This is a genomic window from Burkholderia sp. Nafp2/4-1b (assembly GCF_003635165.1).
Classification (GTDB): domain Bacteria; phylum Pseudomonadota; class Gammaproteobacteria; order Burkholderiales; family Burkholderiaceae; genus Burkholderia.
In genome coordinates this window covers 1-22,252 of the sequence record NZ_ML058656.1, presented here as the reverse complement: position 1 = coordinate 22,252, position 22,252 = coordinate 1, and the positions used below count along the sequence as shown (strand labels likewise).

Annotated in this window: 16 protein-coding genes and 6 pseudogenes; 7 read left to right on the top strand and 15 right to left on the bottom strand. The window is 56.5% G+C overall.

Going from position 1 to position 22,252, the window contains the following annotated elements:
• Window positions 1-46: 46 nt before the first annotated feature.
• Both C7H84_RS34990 and C7H84_RS34985 read left to right on the top strand, forming a co-directional pair.
• A pseudogene (locus C7H84_RS34990) lies at window positions 47-262 on the top strand (transposase domain-containing protein); the annotation flags it as partial.
• An 11-nt stretch (window positions 263-273) separates the two neighbouring features.
• Complete coding sequence (locus tag C7H84_RS34985) at window positions 274-870, top strand: plasmid pRiA4b ORF-3 family protein (RefSeq protein WP_121863063.1); 597 nt, start codon at window positions 274-276, stop codon at window positions 868-870.
• Between the two features lie 133 nt (window positions 871-1,003).
• Here the strand turns inward: C7H84_RS34985 and C7H84_RS34980 are convergent, their stop codons facing one another.
• The 8 genes from C7H84_RS34980 to C7H84_RS34945 all read right to left on the bottom strand — a co-directional run bounded on the left by C7H84_RS34980 (window position 1,004) and on the right by C7H84_RS34945 (window position 8,730).
• Window positions 1,004-1,924: a LysR family transcriptional regulator gene (locus C7H84_RS34980; protein WP_346428413.1), complete on the bottom strand. Its 921-nt coding sequence runs from the start codon at window positions 1,922-1,924 to the stop codon at window positions 1,004-1,006.
• A gap of 891 nt (window positions 1,925-2,815) precedes the next feature.
• Window positions 2,816-3,472, bottom strand: coding sequence for a hypothetical protein (locus tag C7H84_RS34975; protein ID WP_121863062.1), 657 nt, complete (start codon window positions 3,470-3,472; stop codon window positions 2,816-2,818).
• On the bottom strand, window positions 3,472-4,173 hold the full coding sequence (locus C7H84_RS34970; RefSeq protein ID WP_162999498.1) for an SCO family protein: 702 nt from the start codon (window positions 4,171-4,173) through the stop codon (window positions 3,472-3,474). Before C7H84_RS34970 ends, C7H84_RS34975 begins: the two co-directional genes overlap by 1 nt.
• Window positions 4,151-4,585, bottom strand: a complete 435-nt coding sequence (locus C7H84_RS34965; protein WP_121863060.1) for a cytochrome c — start codon at window positions 4,583-4,585, stop codon at window positions 4,151-4,153. Before C7H84_RS34965 ends, C7H84_RS34970 begins: the two co-directional genes overlap by 23 nt.
• A gap of 17 nt (window positions 4,586-4,602) precedes the next feature.
• Window positions 4,603-5,832 carry a molybdopterin-dependent oxidoreductase gene (locus C7H84_RS34960; protein WP_121863059.1) on the bottom strand — a complete coding sequence of 410 codons (1,230 nt, stop codon included), beginning with the start codon at window positions 5,830-5,832 and terminating at the stop codon, window positions 4,603-4,605.
• Between the two features lie 47 nt (window positions 5,833-5,879).
• Window positions 5,880-6,473: a cytochrome c gene (locus tag C7H84_RS34955; RefSeq protein WP_121863058.1), complete on the bottom strand. Its 594-nt coding sequence runs from the start codon at window positions 6,471-6,473 to the stop codon at window positions 5,880-5,882.
• A complete protein-coding gene (locus C7H84_RS34950; RefSeq protein WP_121863057.1) occupies window positions 6,470-7,066 on the bottom strand; it encodes a cbb3-type cytochrome c oxidase subunit II in 597 nt (198 codons plus the stop codon). Before C7H84_RS34950 ends, C7H84_RS34955 begins: the two co-directional genes overlap by 4 nt.
• Window positions 7,066-8,730 carry a cbb3-type cytochrome c oxidase subunit I gene (locus C7H84_RS34945; RefSeq protein ID WP_121863056.1) on the bottom strand — a complete coding sequence of 555 codons (1,665 nt, stop codon included), beginning with the start codon at window positions 8,728-8,730 and terminating at the stop codon, window positions 7,066-7,068. Before C7H84_RS34945 ends, C7H84_RS34950 begins: the two co-directional genes overlap by 1 nt.
• A gap of 1,480 nt (window positions 8,731-10,210) precedes the next feature.
• On the opposite strand from C7H84_RS34945, the pseudogene C7H84_RS37460 reads away from it, so the two are divergent.
• From C7H84_RS37460 to C7H84_RS37640, 4 genes and pseudogenes are all read left to right on the top strand, one after another.
• A pseudogene (locus tag C7H84_RS37460) lies at window positions 10,211-10,434 on the top strand (hypothetical protein); the annotation flags it as partial.
• Between the two features lie 155 nt (window positions 10,435-10,589).
• A pseudogene (locus C7H84_RS37455) lies at window positions 10,590-11,049 on the top strand (GTP cyclohydrolase I); the annotation flags it as partial.
• 280 nt (window positions 11,050-11,329) lie between these two features.
• A complete protein-coding gene (locus tag C7H84_RS36830) occupies window positions 11,330-11,707 on the top strand; it encodes a hypothetical protein (RefSeq protein ID WP_162999496.1) in 378 nt (125 codons plus the stop codon).
• 432 nt (window positions 11,708-12,139) lie between these two features.
• A complete protein-coding gene (locus C7H84_RS37640) occupies window positions 12,140-12,739 on the top strand; it encodes a hypothetical protein (protein ID WP_346428414.1) in 600 nt (199 codons plus the stop codon).
• Between the two features lie 226 nt (window positions 12,740-12,965).
• Here C7H84_RS37640 and C7H84_RS36825 read toward each other — a convergent pair whose 3' ends face one another.
• From C7H84_RS36825 to C7H84_RS34915, 4 genes and pseudogenes are all read right to left on the bottom strand, one after another.
• Complete coding sequence (locus C7H84_RS36825; protein ID WP_162999495.1) at window positions 12,966-13,304, bottom strand: hypothetical protein; 339 nt, start codon at window positions 13,302-13,304, stop codon at window positions 12,966-12,968.
• 1,639 nt (window positions 13,305-14,943) lie between these two features.
• A pseudogene (locus C7H84_RS37450) lies at window positions 14,944-15,146 on the bottom strand (IS5/IS1182 family transposase); the annotation flags it as partial.
• A 234-nt stretch (window positions 15,147-15,380) separates the two neighbouring features.
• A complete protein-coding gene (locus C7H84_RS34925) occupies window positions 15,381-16,709 on the bottom strand; it encodes a sodium-dependent transporter (RefSeq protein WP_121863054.1) in 1,329 nt (442 codons plus the stop codon).
• Between the two features lie 994 nt (window positions 16,710-17,703).
• Window positions 17,704-18,173: pseudogene (locus tag C7H84_RS34915) on the bottom strand (IS5 family transposase); the annotation flags it as partial.
• Window positions 18,174-18,673: 500 nt separating this feature from the next.
• On the opposite strand from C7H84_RS34915, the gene C7H84_RS34910 reads away from it, so the two are divergent.
• The gene (locus tag C7H84_RS34910; protein WP_121863051.1) at window positions 18,674-20,029 is read left to right on the top strand and encodes a chitinase; all 1,356 of its coding nucleotides are present in this window, start codon (window positions 18,674-18,676) and stop codon (window positions 20,027-20,029) included.
• Window positions 20,030-20,313: 284 nt separating this feature from the next.
• Here C7H84_RS34910 and C7H84_RS37445 read toward each other — a convergent pair.
• The 3 genes and pseudogenes from C7H84_RS37445 to C7H84_RS34905 form a co-directional block, all read right to left on the bottom strand.
• Window positions 20,314-20,765 (bottom strand): annotated as a pseudogene (locus tag C7H84_RS37445) (transposase); the annotation flags it as partial.
• Between the two features lie 109 nt (window positions 20,766-20,874).
• Window positions 20,875-21,075, bottom strand: a complete 201-nt coding sequence (locus C7H84_RS36820) for a hypothetical protein (protein ID WP_162999494.1) — start codon at window positions 21,073-21,075, stop codon at window positions 20,875-20,877.
• Window positions 21,076-21,396: 321 nt separating this feature from the next.
• Window positions 21,397-22,252, bottom strand: an 856-nt coding sequence (locus tag C7H84_RS34905) for a cbb3-type cytochrome c oxidase subunit I (protein ID WP_205611499.1), incomplete at its 5' end; no start/stop codon positions are given.

The following is a 22,252-nucleotide window of genomic DNA, read 5'->3' as shown; positions in this document are numbered from 1 at the left end:
AATCTCGAAGTGCGCATAACGTCGATTATGCTCAGATCAGCATAAGCGCCGCAATTATCTGTTCGCAGGCTCCGACGGCGGTGGCCAAAGCGCGGCGGTGATCTATAGCCTCATCGGTACGGCGCGCCTGAACGGCATCGAGCCGTTTGCCTACCTGCGCACGGTGCTCGAGCGCATCGCCGATCATCCCATCAACCGCATCGACGAGTTGCTGCCGTGGCGCCTGATGCCGGCTGCACACATCGAGCAGCAAGCCGCCTGACAATCAATCCGATGGTCCAACCCCGCAAACCTACCGTGCGCCTGGTCAAGGCGCCAGTGCCCGATTATGTGCTGCACGTTGAGCTGAAGTACATCAAGCCGGCCATCTGGCGACGAATCATCGTTCCCGGCTCGATCAGGCTGGGCAAGCTGCATGTCGTGCTGCAACTGGCCATCGGCTGGGAAGGCGGGCACCTGCACGAGTTCGTCTTCGGCGAAACCAACTATGGTGAACCGGATGACTTCGGATTCCAGAGCGATCCGCCAATGCTCAATGAAGCACGGGTCACGCTGGCGAAGGCACTGGGCGGGCTGAAGTCATTCACCTACATCTACGACTACGGTGACAACTGGCAGCATCGGATCAAGGTCGAGAAGGCTCTGGTGCCTGATCCAGACATGCGCCGGCCACTGTGCCTGGACGGGCAGAATGCGTGTCCACCGGAAGACGTCGGTGGGGTGCCAGGATATGCCGACTTCCTCGAAGCGATCGCCGATCCGAGGCACGAAGAGCACGACCACTTCCTTGAGTGGTGCGGCGGCAGCTTCGATCCCGCCGCCTTCGATCTCGTGCTCACGAATCAGCAGCTCTTGGAAGTCAAGTTCTGATCGTCAAGACGGCCTCGGATTGACGCTTACCAGAAAGGCGGAGTTTCGTGTTTGATGGCGTTATCGATTGGCGTGGCCGTCTTCGACGTGACGGCTCAGATATCCTGCATTCCCGTTGTTTGGCGCGGGTAGCTCATTCCGCCAGGAGAGCCGAATCAGTAGGACAACTCTGAAATACCGTGGCAGCGAGCTTCTGAAAAGCCTGCGCACTGGGGCTGAGGCTGCGGCCCTTCCGCCAGATCATCGTGAAATCCCGTGAAATCACCAGGTCCCGCACCGGTAGTTGCACGAGTAGCTGCATATTCAACTCCTCAGTGACTGTGTAGCGAGACATCCACGCCACGGTGCGGCCGAGGCGTAACAGGCGTTTAATCGCCTCCGTGCTTCCGACAGACATCATGGCCGTGAATGTGAGACCGTGCCGCGAATATGCATCCTCGACGACGGCGCGTGTGCCCGATCCAGGCTCGCGGGTTACTAATTCAGCCCCACTCAGATCGCGAGCTACGAGCGTCCGCTGCCGTGCCAGTGTATGTTGCGGACTCGCTACCGCTATCAGCTCATCTCGACCCAGCACTAGGGCCTCGAACGAACTCTGATCGAATGGCCCCTCAACCAGTCCTATCTGGTAATTGTGCGCGACTAGTTCCTGTTCAATTTGCTCTGTGTTAGACACCATGACTTCGACTGTGACCCCGGGATGCAAGCGTCGGAACTCGTCTAAAATTGCAGGGAGTAAATAAACACCCACTGTTCGGCTTGCCGCAAGACCCAAGTGGCCGCGCGTAAGCCCAGCAAATTCTTCAACTGCACTTTCGGCCGCGCGCGCAAGTCCGAAGATTTGTGAGGCATAGTCGGCGAGAAGTCGACCGGCCTCAGTGGGTTGCATACCTCGCGGTAGGCGGTCAAAAAGCGGTACGCCGAGCCTGCCTTCCAACTCCCGGATTTCACGCGTGAGTGCTGGCTGACTCACATGCATGCGCTCAGACGCCGCCGTTACACTGCCGGTTTCGACAACGGCTTGAAAGGCAGCAAGATGAGTAAAGTTGATCATGCTATGCCGTTATGGTATTGGTTCGACTCCAATTATATGTTGAAATCGTGCAAAACGTGCTCTTATCGTTCAAGCTCTTCTCGTGCTCGTCAGAAATATAGACATAGTAAAGATGCGCTAAAGAATGGCGTGCCAAAAGGCATGCAGTCGATAAATGACGCCCTTCTCCTGAGAGGCTGAGGCGAGACGGCGGACGCGAATTTGATGAGAGTGCACGACAAGAACTGGCGAAGCCTTGTTTGAAGCCCCGGATGTCCATTACTTGCACGGTGATGGATCACGACGTCAATCCGAACCTGTTGCGTGATTGCACTACGTGCCATCGGCAACGACAACTGAGGGCATAGGCGCACTGTCGCACGCGGCTCCATCGCTCGACGTAGGTCGCTGCGACATCGCCATCGTCCCACACATCACCACTGTCGACGGCGACGCTCACGTTCAAGTGCATCTGTCGAATGGAGCCGAACTCAAACTTGCGACACCATCGCTCGCATCGGCGAACGGTCGATGCGCGTGAATCGGATGGACTCGTCACTTCACATCTTGGGCAATCGCCGTCGCGACCGAATCAAGATACTCGGCTGGAATTGTTAGCGGATTCTAGCTTACGAGAAAATGATTTCACGGGAGCCACTTCATCTGGCCCGACAATCTGGCGGGGTCGTGACGATGGCGACTAACCGGAAACCTTCCGCTGACGACCACCGTCGACCGCCTGCGGCTTCCGCGCAATATCCCCACCAACCTCCACTGATGCGCATCGCGCACACCTCAAACGTTCGGCCAGCTCGCTCTGAGGAGTATCGCTCGTGCATCGCTTACATACTCCCGACGGGCAGCGAACACTTCCGATGTTCTCGCATCAGTCAGTCGCATCAGAATGGAATGTTAACGCTCGTCGTTGACCGCATGCGTAGCCACGATCTCAGTACACCTTTTAACACTCTGCGTGTTGACAGCACAGTAGCCGTCAACCGTGGCGGAGCTTACCACGGCGCGCAGTCCTCGACGCGTGAACAGCAGTATGGTGGCACAGGCCGCACAAATGGCCAGCGCAATGAGGCCGAACCCCGTATAGAACTGATCGTCGAACAAATAAGCGTTGCAGAGTCTGACATCGGCGTCCAAATACAATAACCCGGTGATCGCTATCATGCACACAAGATTCGTTGTGAAGAAAATCGCAAGCGGCCCGACGCAAGTGTGAGTCAGATGGCGTATCCATGCCCCGCTTGCCACGATGGTTATGAATTTCACTGCATCCACCCACGCAGATTCGACCGCCGCGTCCATTGCCGCCGGAATCATCCAGACCATCAGCGTTACTGCCACGCATATCCAACCGCACAGGTCACCACTGACCACGTGAATGCGCGACTGAGGTGAGCGAGGATAAAGTAGCATGCCCAAGCCGAACAGCAGCGGTATCTGAATCAGCATATGCGACCACATCGCCGCCTCGAGCTCGGCTCGCACCGACGGCACCGTGAACAGCAGAAATATCGACGATGCGACGAGAACCCGCGCACGCGCCATGACGCTCATTATGGCTCGTCCCCGGTCAGCGGTAGATCGAGTACTCTTAATGTAGCGCTGTCAAGTAAGACGTCGTTGCGCGTATCAAATGTCATGATCTTCACCAGATTGCCCTTTGCGTCAACGATGTGAAACGCAGCATTGTGCTCGAACTGCCCTAGTGGGCCAGCAATAACGCGAATGCCAAATGTCTGCAGAATGACAGGCAATTGAGCCGGGTCGGCCACGCGCGCGATCTGCCACGTTCGCGCATCGGCATGCATCCGTTCTGCATAATGCGCGATGGTCGACACGGTGTCATGCACGGGATCGAAACTTATACTTACCAACCGCACCTTGCCAATCCATCCGTGCTGCGCGATTTCCTGTTGCAGTTGCTGGAAACGTGAGCCCATGGCGCTGCACACGGTCAGACAACCGGTATAAACGAAATCCACCACTAGCACTGCGCGATCGGCCATTGGCGACCTATTGAGAGTAAATCGGTGTCCGGTCTGGTCCATCAGCACCACGGGCGGTATCGGTATTGGATGCGATGCTACCCGATAGGCACGGATCGTTTCGCGGGTGAGGCCATGAAAGCCGCCAGTGGCCCATGCCAGAGCCCCGAAGGCATAGGCGAAAGCCGCTAATGTCTGCAGCACCGAAAGGAGGAGCCGGCGGGACATCGTGCGCTTGCCTTCCGCCTTAGCTTGCTTGGTCGTCGACACGCGACGGGCCGGCATTGTCCGAACGGCCATCGATCACGAAGAAATAACGTGACAGTGTCCGGATGTCGTCATCCGAAACGGGGGCACCGAAATGACCGCGCATCTTCTTGATGACCGCTACCCACTCTGCTTGCGTAAGCTGCGGTTGATCAAGCACCATAGCAGGGTCATGGCACATCACACACTGCCCTTGGGCGAGAGCTGCGCCAATACCACTGGGGAATGGCACCGTAGCATCCGGGAGTTGGACGACGACGCGCTTAAAGCGAACCGGTGGCACGAGATGCGTCTGACGTTCGATCAACGTCGATGCCGACGTCGGGAGATAATGGCTACCCAACGCGCCAACCGAACAGCCGATCACAATCGGCAGCAACCAGGTCGCAGCGACGCCGCGGATGCTTGTGTTCATCGCTTGTGTTCCTCGGATTAGGTCACTGTGACATGGACGGCCTCAATGACGTTGCGCATGAACCCGGATCCGTTCCAGTTTGCCCCAGCGGGTTGGGACTGTCCCGTCGCATCAGTCGCGCGAACCATCAGGCTCTGAGTGCCCGGCTGCGTGAAGCGCAGATTCGTTTCCCATCGTCTGAAGCTAAATGCACCGTAGTCGGCACCGAGTTCCACCGGACGCCATGTCTGGCCCTGGTCAGCCGAGATTTGTACGCGCGCGAGTGCGTGCGCACCGCCAAATGCAATTCCCCGCACAGGCACGGGTTGCGACACGCGGAATACCGCACCGTCGCGGATGTTGGTGATAAATGAACGTGGGACCATCTCGCTCACGGGCGTTACCTTGAAACCGTGTTCACCCGGTCGGATGCTAGCGTGAGGCGTATCGGGAATTTGATATGCTCGGGTCGTCCAAAAATTCTCATCTGGCCCGGCGAGCACCTCGATATCCGCGAGCATTTTCATCCAGTAAGTGGCATACCAGCCCGGCACAACCAGACGCAACGGATACCCGTTGAGTAACGGCAGCGCTTGGCCGTTCATCGCGTAGGCAACCATGACTTCGCCGCCTAGGCAATGGTCTATGTTAAGCGACTTCATGAAATCAGGTGTTTGCGCTATTACGCCTTTATCGAGCCCTTTGAAGCGCACACACTGCGCTCCTTTTCGTACCCCGACACGCTCCAGGATGTCTTTAAGACGCACGCCGGTCCAACGTGCGTTGCCCATTGCGCCATTGCTCCATTGAGCGCCGGTCACGCGCGGATCAAAGTGCGAACGCGAGTTGCCGACGCATTGATTGACTGCAACGACTTCGTGGCGGTTGAATTTGCTGAGTAGTTCATTCAACGTGATGCGCATTGGCTGATTGACGTGACCACGAATGGTCAGCCGGAACGTTGCCGGATCGATGGTCGTCGGAATGTTGGCCAAATGCCAGCGCACGTAGAAACGCTCAGCGGGGGTAAATACCCCATCGTCGAACACCTCGAACGGCGTTTCCAGTAAGGGGGGGCGCGTGCGATGAAGGATCAGAGAGCCCTTTTGAGGAAAATCCGTGGTGAGGACCGTCAGCGCACTTGCAGGTGGCGTCTCGTCGGCCTGCGACAAACGAATGCCACCAAGTGAAGTGATGCCCAAAGCTGCTGCACCAAGCAACACGCTGCGGCGCTGGGCATTAGGCGGGAGTACACGATCTGAATTCATGTCGTTATCCGGATGTTGCTCTAGATGCAGGCACTTCGTGGCACTGCTTACTCGGGCGCGGGGAGATCACTGTCGCCGGCAAACGGTTTGATCTCGGCGGGAAGTTTCGCGCGTTCAGCCTTCACAAGATCTGCCGAAACAGGGTCCGGGTGGGCTGGTTTGTTACCGAAGCTTGTACGAATGTGAGTCGCAACCGCAGCAATTTGTGCATCGGACAAATCCGAGAAAGTCGGCATCTCCCCATCGAACACTTGTTTTCCCACACTGAGCTTGCCCTGCACACCGCGCAGCAAAATTTGAACAAGAGTCACGGGGCTACCGGTTACCCAGGGGGACCCGGCAAGAGGTGGGAATCCAGGGGGCGCTCCGCCACCAGAAGCCTGATGGCACGCAAGACATCGCTCCCGGTAGATGGCCCCACCGTCAGCCGCCGGTATCGCCGCTGCCGAGTCAACGGAAACGGCGCTACCCGTCTGATGACTGGCGGGCACAAGCAACGGATCCAACAGGAAGTAACTTACGCCCCAGACAAGCAGTGACGCGGCGATCAGCCCGAGCAGCCACGGCACCGGATTGGCTCGCTCGCTGGGTTCGGCATATTCGCGTTTCTGGGCGTTGTCGTGCGGAGCGGCGTTCTTCATTGGGGAACTCCTGAGAGGCCATTGGCAACCGGGTAGGTATGGTTCAGGGATGTAAGGTAATCAACGAGATCTAGTGCCTCCTGGGTGGCAATGACCTTGCCGCGTGCAGGCTCAAACTGCGGCGGCAACGCAACGACTTTGTCCTTGGGGTTGGGCTCGGTGGTGATGCGGAACAGGAACGGATAGGCAGGCATGACGCTGCCAGGGCTCACGGCTCGTGGCTGATACAGATGAACCAGATGCCAGGTGACGCTAGGTTGGCGCGCGCCGATGTTGAACAGGTCAGGGCCAGTGCGCGACACACCTAACAAATGCGGATAGTCGTAGGCATAGTCGGCCGGAACCGATTGACGCCCCCATCCGCGCAATGCATCCGGGCCGAGCGAAGGTGCGCGTGGCTGCTGCGAATGGCAATAGACGCAGCCAAGGCTGACATAGGTCAAACGCCCGCGGAGCTGAGCCAAGGTGTAAGGCTTAAGTTGTTCAGGTGGCAACTCGTCCTTCAGTTCCCCGTAAGGAATTGCCACGAGGACGAGCGTGGCGAATGCGAGCAGAATCAATGAGCCAATCACGATGGTCAATATGCGATTCATCAGCGCGTCCTCGCGACAGAGGCAGAACCGCCAAGAACGGCCATGCCGGTACGGCGCGGCCCCTTGTTCATGATCATTATCGAGAAGTGATAGGCAAACACCAGATGTCCCATCGCCATGAGAACGCCGCCGATCGTTCGGGCAACTAGATACGGCTTCAGAACTTCAACCGAATCCATGAACGGCCGCGACGGATCAAGCATGTCGATGCCCTGCAACATGCCACCGATTGTTAAAAAAACGAAATAGATAGAAAATCCGATGCTTACGCTCCAGAAGTGGAGCGAAATCAGTCTGGGATATGGCCACTCACGACCAAATACACGCGGGAGTACGAAATAGATCGAACCGAACATAATCATCGAGAAAAATCCATACAATCCTAAGTGGGCATGCGCAACCTTGTACTGGGTGAAATGAACGACCCTATTGAAGAACGGCAGGGCCTCGAGTGCACCTTGAAGGGAAACCAGCGTGTAGAGGACTGCGCCCAGCACAACAAAGCGCAGCGTCGGAGAGTATTTGAGGGTGGCAAAGCGCCCTATCACTGTCATGTGTTGATTGACACCGACTGCGACGACCGGCACGATCATCATCACACTTTGCACAACAGACACGCTGACAACCCATGGTGGGATTGGCCCCCCGATCAAATGGTGGATGCCCGCCTGACTATAGAACATAGCAAGCGCCCAAAAGCCGACCAACGAGAGGTTGTATGAGTAGATTGGGCGGCCGAGCACCTTAGGAATAAAGTAGTAGGCGGCCCCCACCCCCAAAGGCGTAAGCCACAAGCCGAGCACATTATGGGCATACCACCAGTTGACGAGAGCCTGTTCGACCCCGAAATGGACGTACGGCACTTTGGCCAGCGCATAAAGAATGGGAAACCACAAAAGCGCGGCACAGATGTACCAAACGGACACATATAGATGGTCCACACGGCGACGATGAATTGTTAGCAATAGCGGTATCGCACACAGAGCGCCGCCGAGGGCAAGCATGATGCCAATTTGCCATGGTATTTCCAGCCACTGCAGTCCATCGGTCCAGCCAAGGAGGATCGCGACTACGCCGGCTGCCACTCCCGCGTTCCACATTGCGGCACCCAAGACAGCGACTCGCTCCCCGACTAATGTCGTTGCCAACAAACGTGGCAACATCCAGATCGCAATGCCTAATCCCGACATAGACGCCCACCCATAGACGACCATGTTGAGGTGCGCGGTACGTACGCGTCCGAAGGTAAGCCACGGCAATGAACTTAGAAAATCAGGAATACTCAATTGCTGAGAGGCAATTAGCCCAGCTATCGAGCCCAGTACCAGCCAAAACACTGCAGAACCCAGAAAGGCGAACGCGGCATGGCGGGTTGATTGGTCCTCCATCAGGCGCTCGTCAACTTGCATCGACGAAGCGAAAGTTTCGTCGGTCACGACTTCGAGTCGCTGCAAGCCGCGCCCTGCCCCCTGCAATGCATACAGCGTGCTGCGATCGACCGCCGGTTCCTCGACGCGTCCTAGCTCACCTTCCCGAAAAATAACTTGGGCCCCTTCGTTACCCGCCTTCATGAGACCATTCATCTGAGCCCAGATGAATAAAAACAAGCCCAGCACCGAAATCAGGAACGACAGACCCAGCAACGAGCCAAGAGTAAGTGTCATGGCCTAGACCTCTTTCCCAATATAATGACGAGTCTCTTTATAATGTTTCTTCAGAAGTAAAACCAACAGAATACCGTCCAGATATAGAGGTCCACCGCAACGCAATAACCATGAAGCGAAGTAGCAACACCCGAAACGCCGAACGATCCATTGCTCAACAACATGACCAAATAAAATTCGGACACAAGCTCGCCGATGGCATCCGGCAACAGAATACGCAACACTCCACCATATATAATGGTACACACTCCATGCGCACAAGGAGCGTTTCGGCGCAGTCGCGAGATTCAACACAATTATCCCGATTTCCCGTCCACGGTCTTATGTTGGAAATTGAATAATTTGCATAGTCTGCCGTGCGGGACATGCCGACCAATGGAGAATTGCCAAACCGCAATCTCCGAGAAATTTGCATTAGCCAAGCAGTTTCTCCGACACAGCATTACGGCATAATCGTGGCGCCGACATGTATTCGCGATCATTTTCACTCAGGTTGCGTGCGAGGCGCCATGGATATTTGTTCATGGCGAATGTGCGGCGGTGCCGCGCTATGGTCTGGTGTTTGGTCACGTGCGACACTTAATGACCTCAGCAGTATAGAATTGTGTCGAAAAACTAAATCGGCGCACGATTGCGGTGTCGACGATATCGTTTGTATTTCTGCTACCGAGTATGGACCACCGACGCCTCGAACTGCAAAATGTAACTAAAATTCGCTATCTTTCAATTTGAAATATTTTGTCACCAAGAGAAAGCGAGAAAATTGCGATTTGGACCGCCGAATCGCTATCGGAGGCCGGCGGAAAATCGGCGAAGAGGCTCGGAGAGTGGCCAAGTTTTGCCCAAAGCCGGCATATGGGCGGCTCGAGCGGCCATGGGCGAAGAATTCGGCAGCAACAGACGCTGCAAACCTCACGAGGTCAAGACGCGATGGTGATAGATGGCGCATCGATCGACGCGCCGAGCACGGCAGTGCGAGTTCCAGATGAGGACCAACCTGCGGTCGATTCAGGTCTAACCGGCATCGGCGCTCGTTGAAGGACACTATCACGCGGTGGAGCCGGATCGTGATCGCTTAGAAATTGACGCCCCTCAATCTGGAATCTGACCGTGCAAGGCCAATGTCTCGGATAAATGCGCTCAGTTCCGGGCAATCACGGCCACAGCGACGTTCTTCTGCTTGCGTGCGAGCGTTCGATAGCGCGTACTACGCTCGATCTTACGTTCGGTTTGGGACTCCTTCGAGTCGACGCTGAATCTCCGGACCGACACGAGCGGGATGCTGATAGATTAACGCCGACTCGACGAGCAGCCTTCTCGCAAACTGTAGCCATTCGCGGTGATAGCGCCCTTGCGACGCTTGTCGCCGTCGAGTGTGCTCGCTCGCTGCTACACCAAAGCACGCCATTATCCGGCGGGCAAGCACGAAGCGTGACGGATCGCCCAGCACGGCAAGCATTCCGAACCGCGCGCGCCAAACCTGAAATGGCTCTCAGCGGTTCCACCGCCGGTGAGCTTCGCGGGCCCAGCGAAATCATTGCTCGGCGCTGCACTTCACGGCCGATGTGCTTGCGGCGACCTTCCCGCCCCACCGGTGGCTTCGCGCCAGGCGTTCGAGAGAGCTGGGCGCTTTTATTTGGGAACCGCTACCCAGAGTGCGGGCGAAACCGGCTCGGCGACATGCTGCGGCTCGAGCCGGCGCTGGTGCTTCCACGCTCGAAAAGATCGAAATTAGAAAGTGGCCAAGCACAGCACATACCACAGTAAATCCACATGCGGTTTAAATTGAGCGTTGTCAATCAGAACGGCCAGCGCGTACACACATCAAGTAGGCAATTTGTTCTGCGCAGAAGACACAAATGTGCCAAATCCGATGCAATAACGTATGTTATGCGCATAATGAAACGCCCCCGGAAGTCCGACGAACACGTCCGTTCAACCCGTTCGCGTTTGAAAGGGCAGTCGATAGCTTGCTCAAAGCGAGTGGCGTTGAAATCGACGCCGCACATACCGGTCGCGCTTCACAACGCGTTCGTGAGCTCTGGCAGAGGCGTTTGCTCGATGATAAGGATATCGATCCCGCTGAGGCTCGACACGGGTTTCGACAATCACCGGAAAGACACGGCCGTCCTCAGCAGCATCGCGGTGCGTTGCGTTGGCCTGCATCATTTTCTGCCATATCGCGGTATGGCGCATGTAGTCGACCTACGCGAGGCGTCTGCATGGCTTCGGTCGCATCGACGGATGATCGATGCGACCATTCATCGCTCTACGTATCAGAAATGGGTCACAACGGAAGTCGCGACAGATCTTGTTACTAGGCTACACCCGAGGAGCAACGCGACTGATTGAAACCATCACGTCCGATGTTTAGAGAGCGTGATTCACACTGCAGTGTCCTACGGTCAGGCTGCCATTCGCACGTGTCCTACGGTCAGGCTGCCATTCGCACGCAGGAGAGTGTATGTCTCCAGAATACGAAAACCGCCATCTATACTTCGCAGCTAATTATAATAAGGAAAATCGGTCATTCATCCAATCCATCGATCGCAACACTTAATATCGGCCACCACTCACCCTTCATAGGATCAGAATGAACATGAAGATTTACGCCCTGGTTGCTACGGTTCTGATGCAAAGTGCTTGCTATGCTGAGCCAACATTCAAGATAAAGCCCAATGAAAGCATTCCCCTAGACTCGAGCATTACGGGAATGGCTGCGGAAATTTGCACCGCGACACCAAACCAAGGTCCACTTGCAATCGAAGTAACACGGAACCCAAATACGAAAAGCAACACTGCCACGATTGATGGCCAAAAGAAATATCTGAGCCTGCTCGCGCCATTCGAATTTCAGCCAAAAAGATATTTTGATTTTTGCGCTGGCGCCGGATCGAAAATGACCATCACGAACAAGGGCAACGCAACCGTAACAATCAGTTGCCAAGAGGGCGGCTTGGTAGATTGGTGCAATTGAAATAAAGCAACGGTGCGCGACAAAATGGTCGGTGAAGTTAATAATCGCACTCCCCATTGTCGTGCGCCGTAAAACTCGTCCACTATTGTCGGCAAGCACCGAGAGCTACCCCCGACTCTCTCAGCGGGCCATCACAAATGGGTGGCCGACCGGGAATCGGCGCAAGGCCGTAACCCGCTTGATGCCGCCCTGACGATCGCGGCCGGCCCTCCAACTGTCCAACATAGGCCGGGCAGCACATCGCGCGCGAATGGACATTCACGCGACCAGCGCGCGCTCGTGCTCGGCTCGCGCCCTGTCGCTCCATGTGTCAATCCTCTAGTCCGGCCTGGGCCGACCGCCGATGCCCCCGGTTCCGCTCACCGAATGGCATTCGCCCGTTCACAGAACCTTCGCGGGCGCGACTATGACCACTGACACAAGGAGGTCGCGATTTTGACATATCAAACCTTAACCCAGCTCAAATCCCTGAAGCTGGACGGCATGGCCTGCGCATTGGAGGAACAAGCAGCGTTGATCGCCAGCACCGGCCTGTCGTTCTACGAGCACATCGAATACCGGCAGAGCCGCGGCAGCGGCAAGCCGCGCGTGACGAAACAGAAAGATACTTTGCCATCCACCGCATTGCCCATTTACGTCCGGCGGACGGCGACACGAGTTGCACGGGTCGGTGACACCTGGCAGCGATCCCGGATCTGGCGAGTCGGCGCATCGTCGGCTGGCCTATGTCGGAGCGGATCGACGCGGATATGGTCTGCCCGGCGTTGCGCAGCGCTTGCTGGCAACGCAAGCCGCCATCGGGATCGCTGCTGTACTGCGATCGCGGCAGTGGATGGTCACCATGCCTACCGGAAACTGGCCGCCACGTTCAAGATGAGCGTCTCGATGAGCCGCCGCGCCAACACAGCAACGCAGAGCCCCTTCAAGACGCTGAAGGCCGAAAAAATCTCCCAGACCGACCAGAAACGCGCGCCCGCGCTCGCCTTGATATCGTCGATTGAATCGAGGACTAGTACAATCGGCGACGCTTGAATACCTCCATCGACTGCCTTATCCCCGCGCACGCACTCTGGCTGCAGACACACCTCGATCAACTCGGCGCCGGATTCCGGTCATACTTGCACCGTCGGTCTCCCCTGCGTTCGACCACCGACCGGTTCGGCAAACGTGAGCTTTGTCCGTTCATGCACATCTTGTCCACGCTCATTGAACATGGGCACACCGCCTCGGTGAATCAGTCTCGTCGTGCAATGCAAGATTAGGGAAGGCTACCCTGACTCACCATTCTGTGAAGGGCAGCGGCGGCCCATTGCGCAGCCGCTTCGGCGATTTCCCGTTCTTGCTCTTCATGGGTGAGGCGAGGAGCGCGGTCGGGGATTGGTTCGGGTAGCGGAGGAGCGTCATCAGCCCACTGGTAGAGCCGTGGACTGCTGTTGATGCGTCGGAGATAACCTGTATTAACGAGCGATGCAATCAGCAACCGTACGCGTTTGACGTCTACTGACGTACCTTGCGCGATATCGACTGCCGTCATCCAAGTCTCGTCGATTGCCTGCGATTTCACAAAATTGCAAATCGTCCACTTCGTGATATTCATAGTGAATGCTCCTTGAGTTCGGGGAAATCTCATTCTGAAAAGCCAACAGGATCGCCTCTGACTGTGTGCATCACGCCGATCAGATACTCAATATATTTGGGGTCTTGCAACTGAATGCCTTCCATCGCGCTGCCATGTCGAGGTCGCAAAATTCGCAAGACGCGCTGGACGACGCGCTATTAGCACGCATCGTCCGCTATAGAAAATGTGATTTAGAGATTGCGCGGACACAAGAGCCATATCCAGCACGGCAATATATTTATCATCAAATATTATAGTAGCGAAATTTGCAAAATCCTTCTTTAAGAAAACGCCACTTCCCAACACCAAATCTATTTTCTCAGGTGTCGCAAATTATCGTGCAGGCTACTGCGCAGCGGATGAAGGGCGAGTTCCTCCACTCGTATTAGGACACACGGCGACAGTGCCAAATTCACTCTTCTCGTGTAGGAGCCTCATCACGTGGAGATCGTTGTCAACGACTTCTCGTCAGCTCCAATTCCGCGGAGTCGTGTCGCCTGGACAGCAACCAGAAGCCATTGCCGCCGAATCTCAATCCGGTCGCGACGTCGGCTGCGGCGTGTATCTCTATCTAGGCGGTGGTTTGTTCGCGTTGATACTTGGAAATCCATGTTCGAACAATATTCGGGTTGATGTCGTGCTCCATGGCCATCCGTACGAACCCCTCGCTTCAGACAAGCCTGCAATGAGCTCGCCGTCGGCGTCCTTCAACCAGCTTACCGCTCAACCGCATCCACGAATTTAAGCCTTGGGTCGTCGCCGAAAAATTCTCAATCGTATAAGCAAGGCAATTGACAATCTTGAGTCGCTTTCCCAGGGACGCCAAGCGCGATGGCAAATGCGTATAAACTTTACGAACAACCATGTCAGAAAGCCACTCGCCAACCATTGCGCAACAAAAGCGAGGGCGACGTGTTCCACACTCAATGCCGCATCATACTGGCGCGTCAACACCACCAATCCAATAAACGTCACTGGAGTAAGCATGAGCACAACCGTTGTGCAACTAAGGTGGCCGTCTTCCTTAAGGGAAGAGTGCATTGCGAACCTCTTGTGCGTTGCCCTGCTCACATTCCAATCGTGACCAGCCCCACTGATGAACCAAGCTCACCGCCACATATCGACACTCGTCCTAAGGACGCTCTTCGAAACGAACTCGCGCCGAAGCGATTCATTAATTTCTGTGCTGCGGCGAAATTTTCGACGCGTCAAGGCGATATTCTGACGGACGTGACGTGTCCATCCAGGCCGGTAAGTACCGCCAAGTGCCGGATTGCCGGCCCCGGCTGCGTCAATTCGCTTGTTGACGGCGCGTCGGGTATAGGTGGTGCAGCGCAACGAGCCGGGCCATGCTCTTCGCTAAGGCCTCGATATAGCGTCTTCGCACAACCGAATTGCCGCTTGGCGGTCCTCAATGAATGCTCCGCGCGTTCACCGTCGCAGCACATGATCGATATCGCGTTCGATGCGCCAACGGGCGTCCCCAAGTTCCTTGCGGCATCAGAATCCCGCAGACATGCGGCGCCAAGCACAATGTCGTCGGATGTCCGGTAAGCTGTAGCCGAGGTCGCCCACAGCCACCACTCCTCGCCGTGCAGCAATTCACGAACCAAGGCTTATCGTTGACTTTAGCCGCCGCCGTCGTCACGAAGGCATGCACGACGCCCAGTTCCGCGTCGACACCGCTGGCGAAGTGCCTCCGATTGCCCTTTTTCGTCCGACTTCTCTCAGGGTCGCGCTCGCCCTTTTCATTCTTCGCCAACTGGGCGCGCAAATCAGCGTCGCGCCCACAATCGTTTCTTCGGGCAACAGCAGTCCGCGCTCGTCGGGTATCACATTAACTTCGCCCAACATCGCCAGTCCTAGCTGCTGCCACTCCATCAAATACACATAGGGCTGCAGCATTGTCGCCCGCGGTATCACGGCCGGCGGTCATTCGGTCCCGCATTCGAAGACACCAGCTCTCGATCAATGCAATTGGCCGGTGCCACGAAACTACCGTCCCCGTCGACGCCAGGATGCGACGCGAACGACGTTAAAATTTCGATTCCTCAATTACACCAAGTGAATCCAAATCGCGGCAATGGCAATTGGCGCAACGATTGCACAAACGAAGCGGAATGCCAGGGCGATCGTAGAGGAGCCCGCATCAGTTAATTCGTGATGGACCCGCGGCCAGATGGCCCAGCCCACGAATAGCGCCACCAATAATCCACCGGCTGGCATCAGCAGATTGACCGCAAAGTAGTCCAACAAATCAAAGGCGTTCCTCCCGAAGACCGTCACTTGGGCAAGTGGTCCGTATGCCAACGCAGCCGGCATACCTACGACGTAGGCCGCAACTGCAGCAATCAGTGCCGACACTTTGCGCGTCCAGCCAAATTCGTCAATGAGAAATGCGACCACCGGCTCAAGTATCGACACCGACGATGTAAGTGCGGCAAAAAATAGCAGGACGAAGAACAAGATGGCGAAACCTTGGCCGAACGGCATTCGCGCGAAGATTGCCGGCATTGTAATGAACGTCAACCCAGGCCCCATTGCCGGATCGATGTTGAATGCAAACACCGCTGGCAGGACCATCAAGCCCGCAAGCAAACAAGCCAACGTTGCAAGTCCACTAATCGACCACGCTATCCCAAACAGCCTCGTTTCTTTTGGGAGATACGACCCATAGGCAATGATCGTCCCGCCACCAAGCGAGAGCGAAAAGAATGCCAGACCTAATGCCTCTATAAACATTTCCGGACTCAGTTTTGCGAAATCCGGAATAAGAAAATGTCGCACACCATTCCATGCATCCGGCAATGTTACCGAGCGGAAGATCAGCACGATCATCAGGAGAAAAAGGGCCGGCATAAGCACACGCGCGGTCCGCTCGATCCCCTTTTCGATCCCGGCCATTACAACGGCAGTCGTTGTACCGAGAAATAACGCCGCGAAGCCAAGGACGGATGCGGCGCTTGCGATGAACCTCCCGAACTCGCCAGCGAGGATTTGCGGGTCGTGGCTGAACGCCCCTCCGACCGAAGCTCGCACAACAAAGGCCATTGTCCAGCCCCCAACCACGGAGTAGTACGTGAGTATGGTGAAAATACACAACACCGATAGCCGCCCGGCCCACGGCCACCAGCCACCCTTAAGCTCACGAAATGCAGTTGTCGCGGACTTCCTTGCTGTTCGTCCAATTAGCATTTCCGCAAGCAACAACGCCACGCCGATCGTAAAGACGCAGAGCAAAAAGATCAGGAGAAAGGCACCGCCGCCGTTTTTGCCAACAACATAGGGAAACTTCCAGATTGCACCAAGACCAATCGCGGAACCCGCGGCGGCAAGGACAAAACCGAGGCGCGAACCCCAATTTGCCCGGTCAACTGTACTCACTGGACCCCCTAGTACGAAGTTTAAGATTGCAAAGGTACGATACTTGCGCCGTTAGCACGCGTTAGTTCGGCGGACGCAGCCGGCCGGATGGCTGTCATATTTGCATGCTATTCGAGCCGCATCTATGAGACTTGTCTCATCCTTACGGTTGAGTGACAACTCGCTCGTTATCTCGAAGCTCGCTCGTGTCGTTCCGTAGTTTTGAAAGTGCATACCATGCACTCAGCAAATTGCAGATCAGATATACGATTCTGGTCTGAATTCCGGATAGACCCCCTCGTTCATAACCGTCCCTCGTGGCGAATCTCTCACTACAGCGCATCAAAGCATACGATCGTGTACATGACCTCGAGCGGGCGTGGCAAATTGCCACACGCACTCCAATCCTCGTTTTCAATCAAGGCGTTGGGCGAGAAGTTGACGACAAAAATCCTGTCGATTTAGGCAGGTAGCGGCCGGTCAAATCAATGGCTTACCAGAGTGTATAAAGTGGTTCGACAGACATGCGCAGGCACTTGCAATCCGCGCGCAGGATGGGAATACTTGTCTCCCTCACTCAGACTGCGAGGCGCGTATGAATCGCAATGAAAAGCTGATCGGCGACCTGGACATTCCAAAATTAACGGGCTTGGAGATCGGGCCTCTATGTCGACCCGTGGTCAGGCGGTCTGATGGCAAGGTCCTGTATGTCGACCATGCGGACACAGAAACTCTCTGCGGCAAAATGCGCCAACGATTCAGGGGGTGATGCGAGCACAATCGTCGACATCGATGCTCTCTGGGGTGCGAATACGCTTTCTGAGGCTCTGGATGGTCGGCGCGTCGATTACATGATTACATACACATACATCATCTTACCTCTTTGCCGGATAACGTCCCGACGAATGGCGACACGTGTCGCGCATCGCGTCTTCGATAATTGGATTGCCGCTTGATAATCTGGAACGGATTCATCGAAACAGCGCTTGTCGTCAACTTCGCCATCGTCGTCACGATGATGCACGATGCGCGATGTCAGGTCCATGCCGATGTGTGCCTCCATGCCGAAGTACCACTGGTTGCGCTTCTTCGTGTGGCTCATCTCAGGGTCGCGCTGGCCATTTCCATTCTTCGTCGAGCTGGGCGCGTGAATCAGCGTCGCGTCCACAATCGTGCCTTCGGATAATAGCAATCCGCGCTCACCGAAATTGCGTTGACTTCGGCCAACATCGCGGGCGCCAAGTCGTGCTGCTCCAGCAAATGCCGAAAACGCAGCATCGTCGTATCCGACCCCATAGCATCTTCGTTCAGCTCCAAACCCGCGATACGCCGCATCGATTCGGTGTCGTACAGTGCATCTTCCATCATCGCCGGGTCGCTCAACGCGAACCACCGCTGCATGAAATAAATCCGCAGCATCGTCTCCAACGGCATCACCGGCCGGCCGCCTTTCGGTCCCGCCTTCGGATACATCGGCTCAATCAGTGATCAACCGTTGGGATGAAACGACCGCCCCATCTCCATCTGGAACTTCTCACAGCTGGTTACACGCTTCTTCGTTTCGTAGCTCACTGGCAAACGTCTTCTGCTTCATCTCGTGGCTCGTCTCGAGGCAAACATCGCAATTCTATTCCGTAATGACGGTTGTGAAGCGCGCCCGTAGTTGTCAAACAGTGGAAAACGATTTCGCTTTTTTCGATTCTTTCGTGCAGCCCCACCTTTCACACTAACATGGGGCGAGCGAAATTTGCAATGTCTTGGACTGGTCAAACGGGCTCGTATTCCGATGGTTTCATGCGTAGCAGCGACACCGCCTCGTGAGCGCTGCCAAGTCAAATATTCCTTTGCCGATAGTCGGAATAACGATCGTCCCCTGTTCACAACATATGTATCCGTCAGGCTAGCGCCATCGCCACCCCCTGACGTCGATCGAGCGCGTCGGCGATACCTCGGCCAACGTATCAATCCTCATCACGGAGGACCTCATGAAAAACCGTGTGTTTTCACATTTCATCCCGCGTTCGATCGCGGTAGGCGGTCTACTCGCTACGGCGAACATATCGCAGGCGGCGGGGGTTTACGCCCCTTACGTTGACGTGACACTCTACCCGACGCCACTCGTCGACCAGATAGGCGTTCAGCAAGGCATCCAGCAGTTCACACTCGCATTTGTTGTCGCGGGCACCGACTGTACGCCATCATGGGGTGGGGTGCAGACAATCGGCAGCGGCGCCGCCGGCGATCTGCTCACGTCGTTGAGTGCCTCGATTGCCAGCTATCGAGCCAAAGGCGGCGAGGTCTCCGTGTCGTTTGGCGGAGCAAACGGCACCCCGCTAATGCAAGCGTGCACGACCGTGTCCTCGCTGAAGACCGCGTACCAGACCGTGATCGACACGTACGGTCTCGGGCACATCGATTTCGATATCGAGGGCTCGGCGCAGCAGGATACGACTTCTGTTGCCCGCAACTTCCAGGCAGTCGCGCAACTACAGTCAGCCTATGCGGCGAAGGGGAAACCGCTGCACGTCACGCTAACACTTCCGGCGATGCCAACCGGACTCACGCAGGACGGGCTCAACATTGTCGATGCTGCGATAGCAAACAAGACTGTGTTCGACGCCGTAAACCTGATGGCGATGGACTATGGTCCTGCGAATCTCGACATGGGCGCGGCCGCGATCAACGCGGCACAGGCGCTCTACTCGCAACTCGACACGGCTTTCAAATCGGCCGGCCAGACGAAGACAAGCGCACAGCTCTGGCAGATGGTCGGTGTCACGCCGATGATCGGCGTGAACGACGTGCAAGGCGAGACATTTACGCTTGCCAATGCACAAAGCACGCTGAATGCGGCCGTCAATAACGGTGACGGGTTCATCGGCAACTGGTCGATAGGCCGCGACCAGGCGTGTCCGAATAACGCCGTCTACACGTCGCCGACCTGCTCGGGCATCGTGCAGCAACCCTATGCGTTCGCGTCGATCTTCAAACACCTCGGTGGCAAATGGGGCGCGGGTGTAACACAGGATCCGAACTACGGCGGCAGTTCTGGCGGCGGGTCTAGCGGTGGAGGTACGCCGTGGTCGGCGAGCCAGATCTATAACGCCGGCGCGACTGTTACGTACCAGGGCACCACGTATCAGGCGCAGTGGTGGACGCAGGGCGATGTGCCTGGTCAGTCATCTGTATGGGTGTCAATCGGTGGTAGTACGCCAGCTTGGTCGGCGACGAACGCGTATCAGGGCGGTCAGTGCGTGATGTATCAGGGTGCGAAGTATTGTGCAAAATGGTGGACGCAGGGAGACACGCCGAGTGCTGGCGGTGTGTGGGTCACTTCGTGACGGTGGCCGTGGCGGCGCCCTGAGTGTAGCCGGTTTCGACAGCAGAGGTCGGTACACCGAGCGCGGGATTTCGACCATGGCTCAACGTGCTGGTCCGGTTTGCTCTGCGCTCTGGGCCAACACGAGCACACGCCATCGCTGCCGCCGCGAAACGCGTCCATCCCGGGTATCCCCGCCGCAGTGCCGCGTAGTCCGGCGGCGACGCGCGGCGGCAGCACGCTGTCGTAAGCACCGTTGCGACGGAAGACCTGCACATTGCTCATAGGCCAGCTCAAAAATCCTGCTCAGCACCCAAACATGTTCAGACAGAGGAGCGAGCAGCCGAGTTTCAAAAATGCTTGGTGAATGTCTGCGGGACGATCGAAGCGAACAACTAGACTAGGGAAATTGTGGAGCTAAGAGTGTGTGCGTTCGGCGATCCAACGATACGTGCCTAGTCCGCTGCGGTGCTTGGTACGGCACTTTGCGATCACGGGCTTGATGCCGTGTTCGTGCAGCGCGCCTCGGCGTCGCTTGCAGTCGTAGCTACAATCGGCATAGACGATACTGGGCTTTGCAGCGGTCGCCCGTGCACGCCCCGAATCGGCAGAATCGCATCGACGAGCGGCAGCAGTTGCGTAACGTCGTGGGCGTCCGTGCCAGTGAGAATCGCGGCGACGCGAATCCCGTTGGCCTCTACGAGGATATGATGCTTGCAACCGTGTCGCGCGCGATCCGACGGATTCCGGCCAGGCCGGCATGACATTCCATGAGGTACGGACTGCCCTGACGTGCGGAGTCGAACGCGGGTTAGCATCGCTGCGTTTGACTCGACCAATTCGGCCCTTCAGCTCCGCCAAGTCTTATCACCGGAGGACTACGCGAGCACCTACCTCCTGATTCTCGCGTGCCAGAACGGCCGCATCGCGAATTAACTCACCGATGAGTGTATTTTTGCCGATCATCTCGTCGACACTCCCCGCGTTAGCCGTCGCAAGCTTGCCGTGCTCGTCCAGCATCACCTGCATCACCGCACCGCCGGCTACCGCAATCTGTTCGGGTGTCACCGTCGAGTGATACGAGTGTTCCGATAGTAGTCGAGAGCATGCAGTCGATCGATATCCGCAGCCGTCGGAGTGGAGTCTGCGGAGCCGCCCACCGAGGTGAAAAGCGCCGCTCTCGAAATTGGGGAAACTAGCACATCGGCTCATACCCCTCACGGTAAAGGACTGCAGCAATATATATTCCGTATGCAAAGCGACCTTCTTTCAATTCGAACTTATCGCAAATAACTGCCGAGCCTCATCCGAGATTGACAATATTGCCTCCGCGGCGTTGCTCCAGGCGCAATGCACGCGCAGACGATCCTCGCCACTCGAAGCCGACGATTACTCAATTGTGGGGGGATGTTCGAACGTGTGAAAGGGAGCCGGGCTCGGCACCGTCCACTCGAGGCCCGTCGCGCCATCCCATGGATTGTCCGCCGCCCTCTCCAACTCGCCGCTACCCCGATACGTTGGTAGCACGATGGCAAACAGAAAGTACAACTGTGCGAGACCGAACCCGAATGCGCCGATCGTCGCGACCTGGTTGAAGTCCGTGAACTGCGCCGGGTAGTCCGCATAGCGGCGCGGCATCCCCGCAAGGCCTACAAAATGCATCGGGAAGAACGTGAGGTTGAAGAAGACCATCGACGTCCAGAAGTGGATCTTGCCGCGCGTCTCGTTGTACATCCAGCCCGTCCACTTCGGCGACCAGTAGTACCAGCCCGCGAACATTGCGAACAGGGACCCGGCCACCAGGACGTAGTGAAAGTGCGCGACCACAAAGTACGTGCCGTGGTACTGGATGTCGAGCAGCGCCATCGCCAGCATCAGCCCGGAGAGGCCTCCGAATGTGAATACAAACAAAAACCCGACCGCAAATAGCATCGGGGTTTCGAACGTCATCGAGCCGCGCCACATCGTCGCGACCCAGTTGAACACCTTCACGCCCGTCGGCACCGCGATCAGCATCGTCGCGTACATGAAGAACAGCTGACCGGTAACCGGCATGCCCGTTGCGAACATGTGGTGCGCCCAGACCATGAACGACAGAATCGCGATCGAAGCCGTCGCGTAGACCATCGAGCTGTAGCCGAACAGCGACTTGCGAGAAAACGCCGGGATCACCTGCGAGACGATCCCGAACGCCGGCAGAATCATGATGTACACCTCGGGGTGACCGAAGAACCAAAAGAGGTGC

Excerpts from the sequence above, each read along its gene's own strand:
- C7H84_RS34950 (WP_121863057.1), bottom strand. The coding sequence starts at position 7,066 with ATGAATCGCATATTGACCATCGTGATTGGCTCATTGATTCTGCTCGCA.
- C7H84_RS34965 (WP_121863060.1), bottom strand. The coding sequence starts at position 4,585 with ATGAACACAAGCATCCGCGGCGTCGCTGCGACCTGGTTGCTGCCGATT.
- C7H84_RS34960 (WP_121863059.1), bottom strand. The coding sequence starts at position 5,832 with ATGAATTCAGATCGTGTACTCCCGCCTAATGCCCAGCGCCGCAGCGTG.
- C7H84_RS34980 (WP_346428413.1), bottom strand. The coding sequence starts at position 1,924 with ATGATCAACTTTACTCATCTTGCTGCCTTTCAAGCCGTTGTCGAAACC.
- C7H84_RS34955 (WP_121863058.1), bottom strand. The coding sequence starts at position 6,473 with ATGAAGAACGCCGCTCCGCACGACAACGCCCAGAAACGCGAATATGCC.
- C7H84_RS34945 (WP_121863056.1), bottom strand. The coding sequence starts at position 8,730 with ATGACACTTACTCTTGGCTCGTTGCTGGGTCTGTCGTTCCTGATTTCG.
- C7H84_RS34985 (WP_121863063.1), top strand. The coding sequence starts at position 274 with ATGGTCCAACCCCGCAAACCTACCGTGCGCCTGGTCAAGGCGCCAGTG.
- C7H84_RS34910 (WP_121863051.1), top strand. The coding sequence starts at position 18,674 with ATGAAAAACCGTGTGTTTTCACATTTCATCCCGCGTTCGATCGCGGTA.
- C7H84_RS34975 (WP_121863062.1), bottom strand. The coding sequence starts at position 3,472 with ATGAGCGTCATGGCGCGTGCGCGGGTTCTCGTCGCATCGTCGATATTT.
- C7H84_RS36830 (WP_162999496.1), top strand. The coding sequence starts at position 11,330 with ATGAAGATTTACGCCCTGGTTGCTACGGTTCTGATGCAAAGTGCTTGC.
- C7H84_RS36825 (WP_162999495.1), bottom strand. The coding sequence starts at position 13,304 with ATGAATATCACGAAGTGGACGATTTGCAATTTTGTGAAATCGCAGGCA.